At 36.8% G+C, this 19,330-nt stretch carries 14 protein-coding genes; 9 read left to right on the top strand and 5 right to left on the bottom strand.

From position 1 onward, the window contains the following. Positions 1-32 precede the first annotated feature (32 nt). The 9 genes from gatA (at position 33) to G9H65_RS04685 (ending at position 14,212) form a co-directional block, all read left to right on the top strand. Positions 33-1,448: an Asp-tRNA(Asn)/Glu-tRNA(Gln) amidotransferase subunit GatA gene (gene gatA, locus G9H65_RS04725; protein WP_166374185.1), complete on the top strand. Its 1,416-nt coding sequence runs from the start codon at positions 33-35 to the stop codon at positions 1,446-1,448. A 4-nt stretch (positions 1,449-1,452) separates the two neighbouring features. Continuing rightward, on the top strand, positions 1,453-2,883 hold the full coding sequence (locus G9H65_RS04720; RefSeq protein ID WP_166374184.1) for a lytic transglycosylase domain-containing protein: 1,431 nt from the start codon (positions 1,453-1,455) through the stop codon (positions 2,881-2,883). A gap of 2 nt (positions 2,884-2,885) precedes the next feature. Next, positions 2,886-3,473 (top strand): Holliday junction branch migration protein RuvA, encoded by a 588-nt coding sequence (gene ruvA / locus G9H65_RS04715; RefSeq protein WP_166374183.1) that lies wholly within the window; start codon positions 2,886-2,888, stop codon positions 3,471-3,473. A gap of 29 nt (positions 3,474-3,502) precedes the next feature. After that, positions 3,503-10,624, top strand: a complete 7,122-nt coding sequence (sov, locus tag G9H65_RS04710) for a T9SS outer membrane translocon Sov/SprA (protein WP_166374182.1) — start codon at positions 3,503-3,505, stop codon at positions 10,622-10,624. A gap of 75 nt (positions 10,625-10,699) precedes the next feature. After that, a complete protein-coding gene (gene gcvH / locus G9H65_RS04705; protein WP_166374181.1) occupies positions 10,700-11,080 on the top strand; it encodes a glycine cleavage system protein GcvH in 381 nt (126 codons plus the stop codon). A gap of 44 nt (positions 11,081-11,124) precedes the next feature. Continuing rightward, positions 11,125-12,408, top strand: coding sequence for a dihydroorotase (locus G9H65_RS04700; RefSeq protein ID WP_166374180.1), 1,284 nt, complete (start codon positions 11,125-11,127; stop codon positions 12,406-12,408). Position 12,409: 1 nt separating this feature from the next. Continuing rightward, complete coding sequence (locus G9H65_RS04695; protein WP_166374179.1) at positions 12,410-12,931, top strand: hypothetical protein; 522 nt, start codon at positions 12,410-12,412, stop codon at positions 12,929-12,931. Between the two features lie 4 nt (positions 12,932-12,935). Beyond that, positions 12,936-13,481, top strand: a complete 546-nt coding sequence (locus G9H65_RS04690; RefSeq protein WP_166374178.1) for a DUF4199 domain-containing protein — start codon at positions 12,936-12,938, stop codon at positions 13,479-13,481. A gap of 5 nt (positions 13,482-13,486) precedes the next feature. Further along, positions 13,487-14,212, top strand: coding sequence for an ABC transporter permease (locus G9H65_RS04685; RefSeq protein WP_166374177.1), 726 nt, complete (start codon positions 13,487-13,489; stop codon positions 14,210-14,212). On the opposite strand, the gene G9H65_RS04680 is transcribed toward G9H65_RS04685, so the two are convergent. From G9H65_RS04680 to G9H65_RS04660, 5 genes are read right to left on the bottom strand one after another with little or no spacing between them, the layout of a single operon-like run. Further along, positions 14,198-14,815: an ABC transporter ATP-binding protein gene (locus tag G9H65_RS04680; RefSeq protein ID WP_166374176.1), complete on the bottom strand. Its 618-nt coding sequence runs from the start codon at positions 14,813-14,815 to the stop codon at positions 14,198-14,200. The two genes, G9H65_RS04685 and G9H65_RS04680, sit on opposite strands and share 15 nt — an antisense overlap. 11 nt (positions 14,816-14,826) lie before the next feature. Then, positions 14,827-15,597: an acyl-ACP--UDP-N-acetylglucosamine O-acyltransferase gene (lpxA, locus tag G9H65_RS04675; protein WP_166374175.1), complete on the bottom strand. Its 771-nt coding sequence runs from the start codon at positions 15,595-15,597 to the stop codon at positions 14,827-14,829. An 8-nt stretch (positions 15,598-15,605) separates the two neighbouring features. After that, a complete protein-coding gene (locus G9H65_RS04670) occupies positions 15,606-17,000 on the bottom strand; it encodes a bifunctional UDP-3-O-[3-hydroxymyristoyl] N-acetylglucosamine deacetylase/3-hydroxyacyl-ACP dehydratase (RefSeq protein ID WP_166374174.1) in 1,395 nt (464 codons plus the stop codon). A 17-nt stretch (positions 17,001-17,017) separates the two neighbouring features. Next, the gene (gene lpxD, locus G9H65_RS04665; protein WP_166374173.1) at positions 17,018-18,040 is read right to left on the bottom strand and encodes a UDP-3-O-(3-hydroxymyristoyl)glucosamine N-acyltransferase; all 1,023 of its coding nucleotides are present in this window, start codon (positions 18,038-18,040) and stop codon (positions 17,018-17,020) included. A gap of 42 nt (positions 18,041-18,082) precedes the next feature. Further along, positions 18,083-19,327: an HD domain-containing protein gene (locus tag G9H65_RS04660; RefSeq protein ID WP_166374172.1), complete on the bottom strand. Its 1,245-nt coding sequence runs from the start codon at positions 19,325-19,327 to the stop codon at positions 18,083-18,085. Between the last annotated feature and the right edge of the window lie 3 nt (positions 19,328-19,330).

Here is a 19,330-nt window from a genome sequence, read left to right as displayed (position 1 = left end):
TGCTTTTGTGTTTTATTGAATACCCCATTTGGATGAATATATCCCAGTTAAAATACAGTGATTTAAGGAAATTGTTGGACCAAGGTCAACTGACCTGTGTGGACATCGTAAAGTATTATTTGTCTCAAATAGAGGCACATAATTCCAAGCTGAATGCCTTTTTAGAAGTTTATGCTTCAGAGGCATTAGAAAAAGCGGAGCAAATTGATCTTAAGTTTCAAGCTGGAACGGCAGGTGAATTAGCCGGCTTGGTCATTGGAATCAAAGACTTACTTTGTTTTGAAGATCATCATTCTTATGCCGGAAGTAAAATTTTACATTCTTTTAAGTCTACTTTTTCTGCAACTGCAGTTCAGCGACTACTAGATCACGATGCCATTGTCATTGGTAGACAAAATTGTGATGAGTTTGGTATGGGCTCTACCAATGAAAACTCAGCTTTTGGTCCTGTTTTGAATTTCAAAAATACAGCTCACGTTGCTGGTGGAAGTTCAGGTGGTTCTGCTGTTGCTGTCCAAGCCAACATGTGCCATATTTCTTTAGGAACGGACACTGGCGGATCTATTCGTATGCCGGCTGCCTTTTGTGGTGTTATGGGTTTGAAACCTACTTACGGTCGTGTTTCTCGTTGGGGATTAATTGCTTATGCTTCTTCATTTGACACGATTGGACCAATGGCTCGCCATGTTGATGACCTAGCTTTAGTGTTGAAATATATTGCAGGGGCTGATGGGCAAGATAGCACTGTTATTTCTATGTCCGAGTTTTCGGATAAAAAGCCAAGTACTGGTAAACGAATCGCTTATATCAAAGAAATGGCTGAACATCCAAGTCTACAAGCTGATATAAAAATTGCCTTTTTTGAGAGATTAGAACAATTGAAAACAAAAGGTTATGAGATTATTCCGGTAGATTTTCCTTTTGTAGATGCTTTATTGCCTACTTATTATATCCTTACAACGGCAGAAGCTAGTTCTAATTTATCTCGATTTGATGGTGTAAAATTTGGTCATAGGACATCTGTTGCTACCAAAGATTTGTTGGACATGTATAAAAAGACACGTGATGAGGCATTTGGAGAAGAAGTCAAGCGAAGAATCATGCTGGGAACGTTTGTCTTAAGTGCCGATTATTATGATGCTTATTATACAAAGGCACAAAAGGTTCGTCGATTGATCAAAGAATTTACGCAAGGTTTATTAGTGGAAAACGATTTTTTAGTTTCTCCGACAACATCTGCTACTGCTTACCGTTTGGGAGAGAAAACACTAGATCCACTCCAAATGTATTTAGGAGATTTATTTACCGTTCAGGCCAATGTGGCAGGTTTACCTGCTATTTCCATTCCTATGGGTGAGGACACACAATCAATGCCTATGGGATTTCAAATTATGGCAGATGTTTTTCAAGAAGAAGCCATGCTGAATTTAGCCAAAGAATTAGTTTAATACATTGAATAAGAAGAGCTTACATATTGTATTCTTTTTACTCCTTATTGTTAGCACAATAGGGAAGGCTCAAGTATGGAATTCATTCAAACCTATTCTAGATGAGCGTGTCATTGATTCTTTAGCTCAATATGAACAAGGTTCCCCGACAGCTTGGATGATTGATCCGGCTTTGATTGAAGGACGTTTGAAGCAGATGAAGAATCAAATTCCGCTGCCTTATAATTTCTATGTGCATCAGTTTGTTGAATACTTTGCTTTTAGGAAGTCTGACTTTACTCAGCGCATGTTGGAAAAGCGTGATTTGTATTTTCCTATTTATGAGAAATATTTAAATCAATACAACCTTCCTGACGAACTAAAATATTTATCCTTAATAGAATCGGGCCTTGATCCTAAAGCCTTATCTAATAAAGGTGCTGGTGGATTGTGGCAATTTATGCCTTATACTGCTCGTGGTGATTTTGGACTTCGAGTAGATTCATACATTGATGAACGATTTGATCCTGAACGAGCTACGGAAGCAGCAAGTAAGTATTTACGTCAATTGTATCGCATTTTTGGCGATTGGCATTTAGCTTTGGCTGCGTATAATACGGGGCCAGGAAATGTGAAACGCGCCATTCGAAATTGCAAAGGTTCTGATGATTTTTGGGGTATTTATCCCTGTTTGCCTAAACAAACCCGAGCCTATGTGCCTCAGTTTATAGCGATGGCCTACATGATGAATTATCATTGGGACCATGCCATACATCCGGAAACTTGGGCTAGTCATGTTCCATCTGATACCTTACAAATTAGTGGTTATTTGAATTTGAGCGTTTTTGCTTCTTTAGCCAAGATATCCATGGATACCTTGAAAAAGCTAAATCCACATGTATTGACCCATTATTTGCCTAAAGATTCTAAGTCATTTGTATTAAAAATCCCTAAAAATAGATCTGACTTTTTCCAAGTAAATCGAAAACAAATCTTGGATTCTGCTGGACTAGCATCAATTTCCATACAACCTGTATTTGCAACAGATACCAGTGCAAGTATGAAAATGCGTATGGTTAAGGTACGCTATAAGGTTAAAAAAGGAGAAACGATTTATGAAGTAGCCCGCAAGTTTGAAATATCCGTTTTTGAATTAAAAAGGATTAACCGTTTAAGGAGAAATCGCTTGAAAAAAGGTCAAAATTTGTTTGTTTTGGAAAAGCAATGGTTTCCAGTAAATTCTGTGGCTAAAGTAGCGGATACTTCAAGCATTAAATTAACGAGTAAGCAATTAGTCTCTAAAAAGAAAAAAGTTAAGTACTATTTAGTTCGTTCTGGAGATACTTTATCCGATATAGCTGAAAAGCATGACGGTTTGACAGTAGCTAAAATCAAAAAATTAAATCGATTGCGTTCTGTGGTATTACGACCAGGGATGCGTCTTAGAATATCCTAAAGATGATTGCATATTTGCAAGGTAAACTAGCTCATAAAGACCGTACTCATGTTATCATCGATGTGAACGGAGTCGGGTATGAGGTTAAAATTTCACTTCAAACCTATGACAATTTGGCAAATGGGAATGAATCCATTAAACTTTTCACTCATTTACAGATAAAAGAAGATTCCCATACCTTGGTTGGTTTTCATAGTATGGATGAAAAGTTTTTGTTTTTAGATTTAATCAGTGTTTCAGGTATTGGTTTAAGCACTGCACTGGTGATGTTATCTTCTTTTTCCTCTGGAGAAATTCGAGCTGCCATTATGAATGAAAATATTGGTTTGATTCAATCGATTAAAGGTATTGGTTCTAAAACGGCGCAGCGTGTTATTTTGGAATTGAAAGACAAATGCAAAAAGGATGCCTTGTTTGTTGAGGCAGGTTTAGCTTCTCACGATCATACATATGGGGTAAAACAAGAAGCTTTAGCAGCACTTGTTACTTTGGGAATTGCTAGGGGTGTTGCTGAGAAAAGTTTGGATAGTTTACTAAAAAGTAATCCAGATGCTTCAATTGAGCAATTAATTAAGTTGGCTCTTCGTTAAATTGGTTTAAAATTGTTTCCCGTATCATTGTGCATAAACAAATTGCATCTCGTGTTCTGATTACTTTGTTCGCTTTTTTGCTTCTTACTAAGGTTGCAAAGGGTGCTCATGTTCATAAGAACACGTCCATTACAGAGGATACTACCTTAGAAAAAAGTGGGAAAAGGCCAAGATTTTCTCTCAAGTCAACCAATCCTTTTAGTCTATTCCAAAATCAGTCGAAGTCTCCTTTTTCCATCTACTCCATCAAAGGTGCTAAGTCTGCCTTTTCATTTCAAGATCAAAATCAATTAGTTCAATCCCAAGAATTAGGAAATATATCTGTTCAGCCTGTTCGTCCATTTTCCTTTCAAGAATATGCTAGAGAACAGGACCGACAAGTCAACCGAAGTTTTTGGAATGCTTATTCGAAAAGTTTAGATGGAAGTAGCTCCTTGCAATCTCGTGGACTTTTTCCTAAGATAGAATTACCACCAGCAATCGATCGAATATTTGGCGGAAATGAAGTCTATTTTAAACCCAATGGTAGTTTATTATTGGATATAGGTTATATGGGCCAGTTTGTTGATAATCCTGCGATTCCAGTCCAATTACGGTATGTAGGAAATTTATTTTTCAACGAGCAAGCACAAATTAACTTTCAAGGTAAAATTGGCGAAAAGCTAAATTTGAATACCAATTTTGATACTAAAGCTAGTTTTAACTTTCAAAATCAACTAAAATTAAATTGGAAGACCCAAGAAGAAGATATTTTACAAAATATTGAATTGGGCAATACCTCCTGGACATTAAATTCTCAATTAATTCCTGGAGTCCAAAATTTATTTGGTTTAAAGACCTTGATGAGGTTCGGTAATTTGGATGTGACTGTGGTGGCAGCTCAACAACGTTCCAAACAAGATTGCATTACCTTAAAAGGAGGTGCACAAGGTAAATCCTTTGAAATAAGAGCAGATCAGTATGATGAGAATCGACATTTTTTCTTGTCGAGCTATTTTAGAAATCAATACGAACAAGCATTAAAAAATGTGCCAATGCTTTCCTCTGGTATTGCCATTACCCGTGTAGAAGTATATGTTACCAACCGAACTCAAAGTACCGAGACTTTACGTAATTTGATTTCTCTCTCAGATTTAGGGGAATCTACTCCATATAGCGCCAATAATCCTACTCTAAGCCCCATCATTCCCAATCAACCTGTTGACAACAAAAACAATGGTTTGTATGATAAGTTGGTCAATGACGCTGAAATCAGAAAATCGGATCAAGCTTCTTATCGTTTGGAGTCGGCCTATAATTTACAAAGAGGGACTGATTTTGATATGTTGAAAGGTGCCAAGCGTTTAAATGAAAGAGAATTTAAATTTCATCCAACCCTAGGTTATTTATCCTTGGTTTCTCCTTTGAGAAACGATGAAGTTTTGGCTGTGGCCTATGAATACACCTTGAATGGGAGAAAATATAAAGTTGGCGAGTTGACTGAGGATTATCAAGCTCGCAGAGATGATGAGGTGTTGGTGTTGAAAATGTTAAAGTCGTCCACGATCCGTAATAATTTGTATCATCCCATGTGGGATTTGATGATGAAGAATATTTATTCATTGAATACCAATGGTTTAGCTAAGCAAAATTTTCAATTACGCATTGTTTATAAGGATGATGCCACAGGTATCGATAATTCCAATTTGATTGAGGGAGAAAAATTGAAAGATATTCCTTTGGTGAAAGTATTGGGATTGGACAAGTTGAACTTTGCGGGAGACCCACAACCTGATGGTAATTTTGACTTTGTGGAGGAATTGACCATTGATGCCAAAAATGGGCGTATCATTTTTCCTGTTTTAGAACCTTTTGGAAGAAATTTAAAATCCAATTTTGGTCCAACGGAATCTAATTTAGAAAGTAAATACGTTTTTGATGAGTTATACCGAAAAACGCAGTCGGATGCTTTACAATTAGCTGGAAAAAACAAGTTCTTTCTAAAAGGTTCATTCCAGTCAGGCATGGGCAGTGATATCATGTTGCCATTTGGGGTGGAAGCGAAATCAGTTACAGTTTCTGCTGGTGGGCAATTACTTACCTCAGGTACAGATTTCATTGTAGAAGGGATGTCTGGAAGGTTGAAAATCATCAATGAAAGCATCTTTTCATCGGGTAGAGAGTTGAAGATTTGTTACGAGAAGCCTGATTTGTTTTCTAATCAAGTACGTACCTTATTGGGTACTCGATTGGATTATAATTTAGGTTCTGATTTTCACTTAGGAGCGACTTTTCAAAATATGAGTGAAAGTCCACCAGCGTTTTTTCGTCGAGTGGCTATCGGTAATGAGCCCGTTAATAATACGCTGATTGGATTTGATGCCAGTTTATTTCGTAAATCAATGGCGCTTACCCGAGCTTTGGATGCTTTGCCGATTGTATCGACAAAAGAGGCATCGGTCATTGATTTTCAAGGAGAGGTAGCCAAATTAATTCCTAATGTCAATGATCGCGTTCAAGGAAATGCTTTTATTGATGATTTTGAGGCAGCACGTGTGGTATATAATTTTTCTTCTCAACCGACACTTTGGAAACCTGCTTCAACACCTAAGGAGTTTATTGCAGGTAATCCCAGAGATTTAACTTCAAATTTTAAACGTGCTAAGATTTCTGCTTACAATGTAGATGCTAGTATTTATGGTCAAGGAGGCTTTGGTTTAGATGTTCCGGGTATAGATCCTAATAAAGTCAATGCCTATGCCTATGAAAGGGTCGTAACTCCCAAGGGATTATTTCCCAATAAAGACTTTGCTAATAATATCACCAATTTACCGCTAGGGGTGCTAGATGTTGCTTATTTTCCTCAAGAGCGAGGAATTTATAATTTCAATACAGACTTGACAAGCAAAGGATTATTGGCTGGAGATCCAAAGAATAATTTTGGTGCCATTACGCGAGCTATCAATTCAGATACAGATTTCGATAATGCAAACGTAGAGCAAATTGAATTTTGGTTAATGAATCCATTTGTGGCTGGTGAACAAGGAAAGGTACGTGATGGAATTATTAACAAGAATAATGAAACAGGAGGTAAATTAGTTTTTCATTTGGGAGATATTTCAGAAGACTTTATTCCGGATGGATTCTCCAACTTTGAAAATGGAATTCCAGCAGGTGAAAAAATAACCACAGGACCTTCACAGAATGTCGAGGTAACTCAATGGGGTATAGCACCTAAAAGACAATTTGTTATTAATGCATTTGATAATCAAGCTGGAAGGTCTACGCAAGATGTTGGATTGGATGGATTATCCAATCAGGTTTCTGAAGGGACCAGTGTTTCAGAGGAAACTTATTTTAAAGAGTATTTAAATCAAGTAAGAACTAAAGTTACGGATCAAACAGCTCTTACTAAATTAGTTAAAGATCCAGCAGGAGACGATTTTGATTATTATTTGAATGAGAAGTTTAACGGTACAGAAAGTTTAATTGAGCGTTATAAGAACTTTATGGGGCTTGAAAATAACTCTCCTACAACAGCTAATCCTAGTAATGTCAATTTTACGGAAGCCAATAGCATGGTTCCAGATCGGGAAGATTTAAATACTGATAATACGGTGAACGAAGTAGAATCGTATTTTAAATATGAAGTGGATTTAAAACCAGGTCAGTTGGAGGTAGGTAAAGGCTATATAGTGGATCGAGTGACTGAAAATGGGGTTGATTGGTATTTATTCCGTATTCCAATCAAAGATAAACCTACGGCAGTGGGCGGAATGAACAGTTTTAAATCCATTCGTTTTTTCCGCATGTTGTTGACTCAATTCCAAGAACCAGTGGTATTGCGTTTTGCTCAACTACAGCTTTCAGGCTATTCATACCGTAAGTTTTTAGGTGATTTGGACAAGAAAAATGGAGTGGATCTTCCTGAACCATATGATGCTAAGTTCAAAGTTTCCTCTGTGAATATTGAGGAAAATGGTCCTGCTTCTAAAGGAACTAATACGATTCCCTACGTAGTTCCACCAGGTTTTGTACGAGATCAAGATATCACAACTATAAATAATGCTCGTTTAAATGAGCAATCGATGAGTTTATGTGTGGACAATTTACGTCCAGGTGATGCTCGTGCGGTATTTAAAAATACCAGTTTTGACTTCATCAATTATAAACGACTGCGCATGTTTGTATCCATGCAGAGTCAAGAACAAATCAATGGTAAAGTTGCTGCATTTATAAGAATTGGTACAGATTTGACGGACAACTACTATGAAGTTCAATCGGTGGGATTAACTCAAACTCAAAAAGGTCAAAGTTTGGATTTGGAAATTTGGCCCATGGAAAATGAGTTTGATATTGAGTTTGACTTGCTAAAACGGGCCAAAATGGAGCGAGATAAGCAAGGGAAAACGTTGAATGAACGTTTCTCTATTCTTATGACTAGTTCATCAGGAAAACAATATCTAGTGACTGTAATGGGTCGACCAGATCAAAGTGCTAGTATGACTATGATGATTGGTATGCGAAATATCAGTACGGATGGCCCTAAAAGTTTCTGTATTTGGGTGAATGAATTGAGAGCTTCTGATTTTGATCAAACCTCTGGAGAAGCAGCAGTGGGAAAGTTGGGCTTAAAATTAGCTGATTTAGGGACCATTATGATGAATGGAAGTTTCAAGAATTATGGATTTGGAGGAGTTCAATCAAAAATATCTGACCGTTCTCGAGAGAATTACATCGAATATGGAATTACCGCTAATTTAAATTTAGAGAAGTTCTTACCTGCCAATTGGGGTTTCCGAATTCCATTCTTTATAACCTATGATAAACGCAATATCTCGCCTCAATTTGATCCTTTAGATCCAGATATATTTTTATCTAATGCTTTAGAAACAAAAGGTCCGGGTTATGCTAAATTGGTGGAAGACAATACAGAGCGTCGAGGTTTTAACTTTACCAATGTGCGAAAAGTTAAAAGTAATTTATCTAAACGAGCCTATTTGTGGGATTTTTCAAATTTCACTTTCTCTTATGCTTATTCGGAGATGTTAAGAACGAGTACGATGATTCAATCATATAATCAGTACAGCCAACGAGCTAGTATCTTGTACTCATTCACCACCAATAGTGCATTTTGGGAGCCATTTAATAAATGGAATACGAGTTCTTCATGGTTGGATATTATCAAAGATTTTAATTTCAATTGGAAGCCAAGTTCCTTTACCGTTCGGGCAGAAATGGACCGTAGTTTCATTAAAACTCAATTAAGAAATCAAGAATTAAATATCAATGGTGTTGCACCTCAATTTGAAAAGTATTGGTTCTTTAACCGACAATACGCCTTGAATTGGAATTTGACTAAAAGTGTAATTTTTAATTATAACACGACGGTTAATGCCATCATAGATGAACCCTTCGGAGATATTGATACTCAAGCCAAAAGAGATTCGGTGATGAACAACATTAAGTCATTCGGAAGAGCGAAGAACTTTGATCAGCAGGCTGGTATTGTTTGGCGATTACCTCTACAAAAGCTTCCGTTGACAGATTGGATGAATGCTGATTATACACACCGTATTGGTTATAATTACTATGCCAATTCATTCAATATTCGTGATTCCTTGGATTTGCCTTTTGGAAATATTATTAAAAATACGAGGGAAAGAGCGATTAGTGGTAAAGTCGATTTCGTGTCTTTATACAATCGAATTCGAGCATTGCGTTGGGCTAATACACCAGCAGCAACCGGAAAAAATGTGGCTAGAAACCCTGGTGATGAGGAGGAAATTGCCATTCCAAGTAAATCGCTCTTAAAAAGCTTCGCTCGTTTATTTTTAACGCTTAGGGGTATTCAGGTGAATTATTCAGTCAATGAATCCACGACATTACCCGGTTTTTTACAGCAACCAGGACTTTTTGGATTGAATGGTAATACCTCGGCACCTGGTTTGGATTTTGTCACAGGTGGTCAAGACGATGCCATTCGTTTCAAAGCGGCTCAGGAGGGCTGGTTAACCAAGAGTACGGTTCAAAATGTACCATTTACTCAATTGCGAAATACTAAATTTAGTTATATCACTCAATTGGAACCCAATAAAGATTTACGAATTCAATTGGAAGGAAATTATAACAGAGGAGATAATTATCAAGAGTTTTTTAGACCTACCGCAGTAGGAGGTAAGTTTGTAAGTCAAAATCCATTGCGTTCGGGTAATTATTCCATGTCCTTTTTATCCTTTTTAACTGCTTTCAAAGACCCTCAATTGGTTTTTGATGAATTTAGAAGTAACCGTGAAGTGTTATTGGCACGTCTAAATAGAGCCAAGGCGGCGGATGGCAGTTATAATATTAATTCTCAAGATGTATTGATTCCGTCCTTTTTTGCGGCATATTCTGGAGTTTCAGCACAAACCGTTAAGTATTCGCCTTTTTATGATATTCCTTTACCTAACTGGAAAGTGGATTATAACGGTATAAATTTAATGCCTTGGTTGAAAAAGAAATTTAGTTCATTTACCATTACGCACATGTATTCTAGCACCTATAATGTGGGTAATTTTATTTCTTCTTTGGAATATGGTCAATTCGAAAATGACTATGTTAACCTAACGCTAAATAGCTTATTGTATCCATTATCTTCCCGTTTTGACCCTAAAACGAATACACTAATTCCGGTATATGTGATGAGTACAATCTCTTTTTCAGAAAGATTCTCGCCCCTTATTGGTTTTAATGCCATCACTAAAAGTCGAGTTTCTTTGCGTTTGGAATATAACCAAGATCGTAATGTCGGGTTGAATTTGTCGAATTCTCAGGTAGCGGAATTGTCCAACAAAGACTTTACCGTTTCCATAGGGTTTACCCGAGCCAATATGTTGATACCATTTAAAATCAATGGAGCTTTTGTTCGCTTACCGAATGATTTGAGGTTTAATATGAATTTAACCATTCGAGATACCCGTACTTTACAAAGAAAATTGGATGCAGAGACCATTGTAACCCAAGGATTTATCAATTTCCAATTTAGACCTCAGATAACATATTCCATCAATAATAAATTATCCGTCACGGCTTACTTCGATAAGATGATGAATAATCCATTGGTTTCAAACTCGTTCTACCGTTCTACGGTGGCAGGAGGATTCCAGATACGATATAGTTTATCTGAATAGCAAAAAGGATGTAAATTCGATTTGCAAAAAATGATAACTTTAATGACCTTTGCGTAACAAATTAAATATACAGATATGAATTTTCCAGAACAATTAAAATATACCCAAGAACACGAGTGGATTCGATTAGATGGCGATGTGGCTATCGTAGGAATTACAGATTTTGCACAAAGTGAGTTGGGAGATATCGTTTTTGTTGAAGTGGAAACAGTTGGTAAGAATATTGCTAAAGATGCTGTATTTGGAACTGTTGAGGCTGTGAAAACAGTTTCTGATTTGTTTTTACCTGTTGCAGGAGAAGTAATCGAATTTAATACCGCTTTAAATAATAGCCCAGAATTAATCAACTCAGATCCATATGGTGAAGGTTGGATTGTGAAATTAAAACCAAGTAATGTTGGTGATTTATCCGAATTAATGGATGTAGCCACCTATAAATCATTCGTTGCACATTGATTTTAAAACCCTGATTTTCAGGGTTTTTTTTTATACCAAAAGCCATGCGCATTTTATTTAAGTCCGTTTTAATTTTAGATAGTTCTTCAGCCTATTATCAACAGAAAGTTGATTTATTGGCTGAAAATGGATTTTGGAAGGAAATAGCACCAACAATCTCGAGTCCTGCTGATACACTGGTAGATGGTGAAAATCTGAGTTGGCATCCTTCTGTCATAGATTTACGTGTACATCATACTTTACCTGGAGGAGAATTTAAAGAAGATTGGAATTCCTTGAAATCCGCCGCATTGCGAGGTGGAGTTTTGGATTTAGCGCTTTTGCCTACAGGTAATCCTGTACCTCAGCAAGCCGAAGCCATTCAATTTATTGCCAATCAATCAACTGAAGTTAATTTTTTCCCCATAGCTCCGCTGACCTTAGATAATGTAGGGGATAATTTTACAGATTTATACGATTTGTATTATGCGGGTGCTCGTTGGTTTAGCCATGGTTCAGGTTCTTTACAGAATACGGATCTAATGGTAAAATGCTTGCAGTATCTTCAGACCTTGCCTGTTACCTTGGTTAGCAGACCCAATACCGATGGACTATCTCTTTATGGACAAATTCATGAAGGATTACAAAGTACCTTAATGGGTTTAAAAGGTATTCCTGTTTTAGCGGAAACCTTGTCTATCAAGCGCGATTTGGACTTATTGAGGTATGTTCAAACCAATAGTTTTGGAAATGGGAGTGAAGGTTTTAGGCTACATTTTTCCTGTTTATCCAGTAAAGAATCTGTAGAATTAATTAGGCAGGCAAAGCTAGAAGGTCTAGCAGTTTCAGCTGATGTAGCCATCCATCAATTGATATTTACGGAGGAAGATTTATTCGATTTTGATACGAATAAAAAGGTTAATCCTCCATTTAGAACAAAAGAGGATCAAGATGCACTTTGGGAAGGATTACAAGATGGAACGGTAGATGCTATTGTATCTGATCATCATCCTGTTGAAGTCGAATTAAAAGAGATTGAATTTGATCAAGCAAGTTTCGGTATCATTGGTTTGGAAACCTTGTTACCTGCTCTTTTACAAGCTGCTAAGCATAGAAATATTTCATCTGTTGATACTTGGTTGCACCAGGGTCCAGCTAAATTACTGGGTATAGATGCTTCGACATTGGTTGAGGGGCAAATGGCTAAGGGTATTTTGGTCGCTGAAAAGCAAGTTGAATATCAACCTTCCATGATAGTAAGCAAATCGAAAAACTCCGCATTTTTGAATCATACTTTTGATCATCAGATAGTTGGGGTATTAAATGGTTCAATTTATACCTCATTTTAATATGTTCTTAGGCCTCAAACGCTTGCCAGAGTTGGTCATATCTGCTTTTCTTGTATTGGGCTTGATTTTGGTGTATTGTTATGTATTACATCAAAATGGCATTATTCCTATTGGTGGCAAAAAGGCTCCTAGTTATGTGATTGTCTTATTATTTCAGTGGTTTTTGGTGCAAAGGACCTTAAAACAAAATACGACTCATTCCGTGCATTTTCTGCATTTGTTTGTGTATCAATATGTCTTTGTAATTATAGTCGGTATATTAACATTTACTTTTTTTCATTGGTTTTTTCAATCAAGTGCTGGTTTAGATATATTAAATGAATATATTCGATTAAGCTTAGGTGAACTAGCTCAATATCAAAAGGTTATCGTTCAACAAGAAGGACAAGCTTATTTTTTGGAATTGAAAAATAGTATATCCCAAATTAATGCCTTTAGTATTGCCAAAGATGACTTTTTTCAAAAAATAGCCTTATCGTTTTTACCCAATCTACTTATTTCATTATATTATAAACGTTCTTAAATCTATGGAAAATCAAACCGAAACCACTCCTTCATCATCTCTTCTAGCTCTGAAATGGGGCCTAATAGGAGCGACCTTAAGTTTTTTATATACCTTATTAACCAAATATACTGGATTAGAAGATCAATTTTCTGAGTCATTAGGCTGGATAACATTTTTGGCTACTTTAGTCATTAATGTTTCTGTTTTATTTCTGACCTTGAAAGAGTTCCGCGAGCAAAACGGTGGATATTTGGGATATAGCCAAGGTCTAGGTGTTTCTAGTTTGCTAGGAGCTATATGGGGTTTAGCTGCTGGAGCTTACAATTATATCTATTTGAATTTTATAGATACGACTGTCCTTCAGAAGCAAATGGATATTGCTCGTGAAAAAATGGAGGAGCAGGGATTAAGTGAAAGTCAAATTTCAGAAGCCATGAAAGTGTCTTCCATGATGATGGGTCCAGGTGTTCAATTTGTCCTAATCGTGCTGATGTCTACATTATTCTTATTTTTATTGGGCTTAATTGTTTCTGCTGTTTTAAAGAAAGAAAAACCATTTTTTGAGTAAATGATATGTGGGCAATAGTTCAAAAAGAATACCAGTCCTTTTTCAGTTCATTTATTGGCCTAGGTCTCATGTTAGCATTTTACATGCTTACGGGTTTATATACCTGGGTATTTGAAGGAAATGTATTGGACTTTGGTTTTGCTGAATTGAGTGTTTTTTTTGAATTAGCTCCTTGGTTTTTCTTGTTCTTTATTCCAGCATTGAGCATGCGTTTGTTTTCGGAGGAATATGCTTTGAAAACATATGATTTGCTACGGTCTCTACCTTTATCAGATTGGGATATACTTCTAGGAAAGATTATAGGGACATTTGCCGTAGTGCTTACTTCACTCGTTCCCACGCTCTTTTTTGTTTACTCTTTGAGTAATTTAGGAAGTCCAGTTGGTAATTATGATTCAACATTGATTCTAGGGGGCTATATTTCAATATGTTTATTGGGCTTGGCCTTTGTGTGTTTAAGTGCCTTGGCTTCTTCTTTAACGAATAAGCAAGCATTGGCTTTTGTACTAGGAGTAGCATTCAATTTTATATTTTGGCAAGGACCACAAGAGTTGGCTTTAATTCCCTATTTTGCGAGTCTAGATGTTGACTTATATAGCCTAAATTTCCACTATCGAAATATATCCAAAGGCGTTTTAGGATTAGCTGATGTGGCTTATTTTCTAGGATTCAATCTTGTGGTAGTTGGACTACTTTTATTTCGATTGAAAGGGAATTTATTTAAAGTCTAGGATCGATATTCGATGTTGACATAAATTAATCTCAGAAGCTTCATTTGAAGCTATAATGATCAAGCTGTTATTTTGTTCCTTGATTTTCTGATAAAACCAGTTTTTAGCTTTTTCATCTAAATTGGTCGTGGGTTCGTCGAAAAACAAAAATGGCTTATTGGCTAATAGTGCAATTCCCAACTTGATTTTTTGTCGCATGCCTGACGAATAATTCTTTATGAATTTATTTTTGTCAGGTTGTAATTCAATATATTTTTGAAAGGATTCTAGGCTAAGTTGGGCAGGTAATGCCTTTAATTGAATCAGGAAGCTCAATAATTCTACTAACGTAAATTCCTCAATTAATTCAACATACGGAGCTGCATAAGCCACTAAGGAATGACATTGATCTGAATCTATACTCGAATGGTCTTCTAGAAGGAAGTTAACATTACCTTTAGTAGGTAGAGAGTATTGGGCTAATATACGCAGTAAGGTTGACTTTCCGGATCCATTGGGTCCTGTTAAGGCATAGGATTGGCCAGATTTAAATTCATAGGAAAAGGAGCGAACGACCCATTCTTGACGGAATTTTTTCTCAACATGTGCTGCAAGAATTTTCATGAATTGAGTTGTTATCCTTTCATGATTCCGCGTTCGGAGCTACGAATAAAGGAAAGTATCTCATCTCTTTCTAAAGATGGGCTTATTTGTTCTTCGATTTCACTTAAGGCAGTTTGTATGTTCAGGCCTTTTTGATAAACATATCGATAGATTTCTTGTATATCAGCAATCTGAACATCTGAAAAATTTCTTCTGCGTAAACCTACTGAATTGATGCCTGCATAAGTAAGAGGTTCTCTTCCTGATTTGGTATAAGGAGGAACATCTTTACGAACGAGTGAGCCCCCTGAAATCATCACATGTTTACCGATACTGGCGAATTGATGAATAGCTGTAGAACCACCAATTATAGCATATTCACCTACCGTGACATGACCTGCCATTTGAACAGCATTGGCCAAAATACAATGATCAGCTATTTGGCAATCATGAGCGATATGCACATAAGCCATGATTAAACAATTTTTACCTACCACAGTACGATCTTTATCTACTGTACCTCGATTGATGGTGACACATTCACGGATGGTTGTGTTATCACCAATTTCAGCTGTTGTTTTTTCGCCTCCAAATTTTAGATCTTGTGGAATAGCAGCAATTACTGCTCCAGGAAAAATACGTACATTTTTACCGATGCGAGCACCTGGGAAAATAGTTACATTGGATCCAATCCATGTTCCATCACCGATTTCCACATCTCCGTGAATCATGGTAAATGGATCAATTGTCACATTTTGGCCAATTTTTGCGGATGGATCTATATGTGTAAGCGGATATGTCATAGGTACAATTATGATTTTCTAACTAAACTAGCGGTCATCTCTGCCTCACAAACAACTTGTCCAGCCACATAAGCCTTTCCTGTCATTTTAGCAATTCCTCTTCTAATTGGAGAAATTAATTCGCAACGAAAGATAACAGTATCTCCAGGAATTACGCTTCTTCTGAATCGACAATTTTCAATGCCTACTAAATAGGGCCAATAGTTTTCTGGATCTAGAACAGAACTTAACACTAAAATGCCACCAGTTTGTGCCATTGCTTCTACTTGCATGACGCCTGGCATAACGGGATTATTTGGAAAATGTCCCATGAAATAGCTTTCATTCATGGTTACATTTTTGATACCCACCACACTGTTTTCATCCAAATAAGTGATTTTATCAATCATTTGGAATGGATAGCGGTGAGGTAATAATTCGTAAATGCGTTCGTGAGAACAAATAGGAGGTTGTTTGGGATCGTAAACAGGTACTTTGTTTTTCTCTGTTTCGAGCATTAACTTCTTGATCTTTTTGGCTAGCTCTACATTGGAAGCATGTCCTGGTCTTGAGGCAAGAATTTGTGCTTTGATAGGTCTACCTACCAAGGCTAAATCACCCATAACATCCAATAATTTATGACGAGCCATTTCATTATTGTAGTGAAGGTTGGTATTGTTTAGAATACCTACTTCTTTGGATATGCTGACCTTAGGTTTGCCCAATACTTCGGACAAATGAGATAATTCTTTTTCTGAATAGTCTCGATCGGCAATGACGATGGCATTACTTAAATCACCACCTTGTATTAAACCTGCTTTATAAAGTACTTCTAATTCATGCACAAAACAGAAAGTTCTGCACATGGCAAATTGCTCTTTAAATTGAGAAACGTGGGTTAAATTAGCATGTTGGCTTGAAAGGAATTTAGAATTATAATCCACCATCACCGCTATTCGGTAATCATTTAAAGGAAGAGCTGCTAATTCTATGCCTTTGTCTAAATCCTTAAAACGAATTTCTTCGGGTAGTTCAAAGAATTTACGATGAGCTTCTTGTTCCAATGGAATAGCTTCTTCTAAGGCTTCCACAAATTTGATCGAACTTCCATCCATGATGGGAGGTTCAGGCCCATCTAATTGTATCAGAATATTGTCAATTTCCATACCCACCATGGCTGCCAAAACATGTTCAACCGTGTTGACACGTGCTCCGTTATGCTCAATGGTAGTACCTCTTGACGTATCTACCACATAATCCACATCGGCGTCTGCAATAGGTTGATCAGGTAAATCGGTACGCTGAAACTTAATACCGTGATTGGCTGGTGCTGGTAAAAAAGTCATCGTGGCTGTAACGCCAGTATGGAGACCCACTCCACTTAGAGTGACAGATTTACTAATGGTGTGTTGCTTATTGTTCATACGAATCTAATGTCATTTTACTCAACTTTCATCGTTTGATTTATTTTTTCAAACAAGTCGGGTAATTGACGAATAAGTGCATTTCTTTTTAAATAATCTACATTAGGTGAAGCTGGAGTGCCTCCAAGTGTTTGACCAGAAGTCTTAACGGTTTTGGTAACTCCTGATTGTGCTGTAACGATTGTGTTGTGTGCAATACTGATGTGTCCTGCTACACCAACTTGTCCTCCGATTAAACATTGATTACCGATTTTTGTTGAACCAGAGATGCCGACTTGTGCAGCTATGACCGTATTTTGGCCAATTTCTACGTTATGGGCAATTTGTACTAAATTATCTATTTTGGAACCTTGACCAATCTTGGTTGAACCGATGGTTGCTCGATCAATGGTGGTATTGGCTCCTATACTTACATGGTCTTCAATTACGACATTCCCTAATTGAGGAATACTGGTAAATGTACCGTCGGGCTGAGGAGCAAATCCAAAGCCGTCTGACCCAATTACAGCATTTGCATGAATGATGCAATGATTTCCAATTTTAGTATCTGAATAGATGGTAACACCGGGGAAAATGACGCAATTTTCACCAATTTCAACATTAGTACCAATACTTACGTTATTCATGATTCGGGTACCTGAACCAATTTTGGCATGACGATTAATACTGGAAAACGTTCCAATGTATAAGTTAGCGCCTAATTTAGCGCTTGGATCAATGAAAGAGGGTTGTTGGATTCCCGTTTCATTGGAGGCTATCATTTCCTGATATTTTTGTAATAAAATAGTGAATGATAAATAGGGATCAGCTACGCGAATTAATGTAGCTAAAGGTTTCTTTTTAAGTACTTGACCTTCGGAGATGATAATGGCTGTAGCCTTAGAATCATACAAAAAAGCTTCGTATTTTGGATTTGCTAAAAATGAGATAGTTCCATTTTTCCCTTCTTCTATTTTGCTGAAATCGGATATAATATCAGCTCCATTCCCATCTACTGTTCCATGAATTAGTCCGGCAATTTGATCAACAGTAAATTTCATGCAGGGATGAATTGATTTTCGGGTAATGAATTAGGTATTCAATTAACGTAATTCGCCTTGCAAATATACGCTCTTTGGGCAACAAAAATAGTATTTTTTTACAATCTTACTTAATGCTTGGATGGTTGGTAAGTCAGAAGCTTCGAGTAACTCGACCACATGACCTTGTTTATCGACCATTTTGATGGTATTGTCTCCCTGAATGTAGGCTGCATTACTCGTTGAGCCATCCACCACAAAATATCCCACTTCTTCGGCACTTATACCTAAGCTTTTTTGAATCATTTGTTCTATTTCTTGTTTTTTCGTTCTTGGAATAGGTTGACTCCCTAATTTACAAGTGAATAGTTTCCTCGTTAAAAATTGCTGGCATAGGTTTTTTAAGATGACATCTTCAGCTGATTTCCAGCTTTTTATGGCAGCCCAAACGTCGTGGTCATCCAAATCAGTAAATGCTACCAAAAGAGATTCTCTAGTAGAAAATTCTTCCCAAGTATATACTTTACTTAAAAAGGTAAATAGGGGTGTTGAACATTCTAATTGTATACCGGAATTAATTAAATATTTTGCTCTTCTTAATATCTGGATTAACATGCTTTCAGCAGCAATCGCAGTTTTGTGTAAATATACTTGCCAATACATGAGTCTTCGAGCCATCAAGAAATTTTCAATGGAATAAATGCCCTTTTCTTCCAAAACAAGCTTCTCATTCACTAAATCCAGCATGGACAATAGCCTTTCTGATCCGATGAATCCTTCCCTTACTCCTGTGTAAAAAGAATCTCTACTTAGATAATCTAATCGATCTACATCCAATTGACTTGAAATCAGTTGATGAAAAAATGGACGATGGTATTTGTCTGAAAACATTTGGATGGCAAGATCTAATTTACCTTCAAAATGTTTGTTTAAGGTCGCCATTAATAATTGGGAAATAGCCTCGTGATGAACATTTTCCAATAAGGTATATTCTAGCACATGCGAAAATGGACCATGGCCTATATCATGTAATAAAATAGCGATTTCAGCAGCTTCTCTTTCCTCCTCTGATATGGAGTATCCTTTAGCTTGCAAATTATTTAAAGCTTGGTCCATCAAATGCATGGCTCCCAAGGCATGGTGGAAACGGGTATGATGGGCACCTGGATACACAAATTCGGCTAAACCTAGTTGTTTGATACGTTTTAAACGCTGAAAATAAGGGTGATCAATGAGTTTTAATATGAACGGATTATTAATTTTAATAAATCCATAAATAGGGTCATTGATAATTTTAGTTGGGTACATAGT

The organism is Aquirufa ecclesiirivi (assembly GCF_011250515.1).
GTDB classification, from domain to species: Bacteria; Bacteroidota; Bacteroidia; order Cytophagales; family Spirosomataceae; genus Aquirufa; species Aquirufa ecclesiirivi.
Note: the sequence above shows the minus strand (reverse complement) of the source record. Positions and strands in the feature narration are given on the sequence as shown.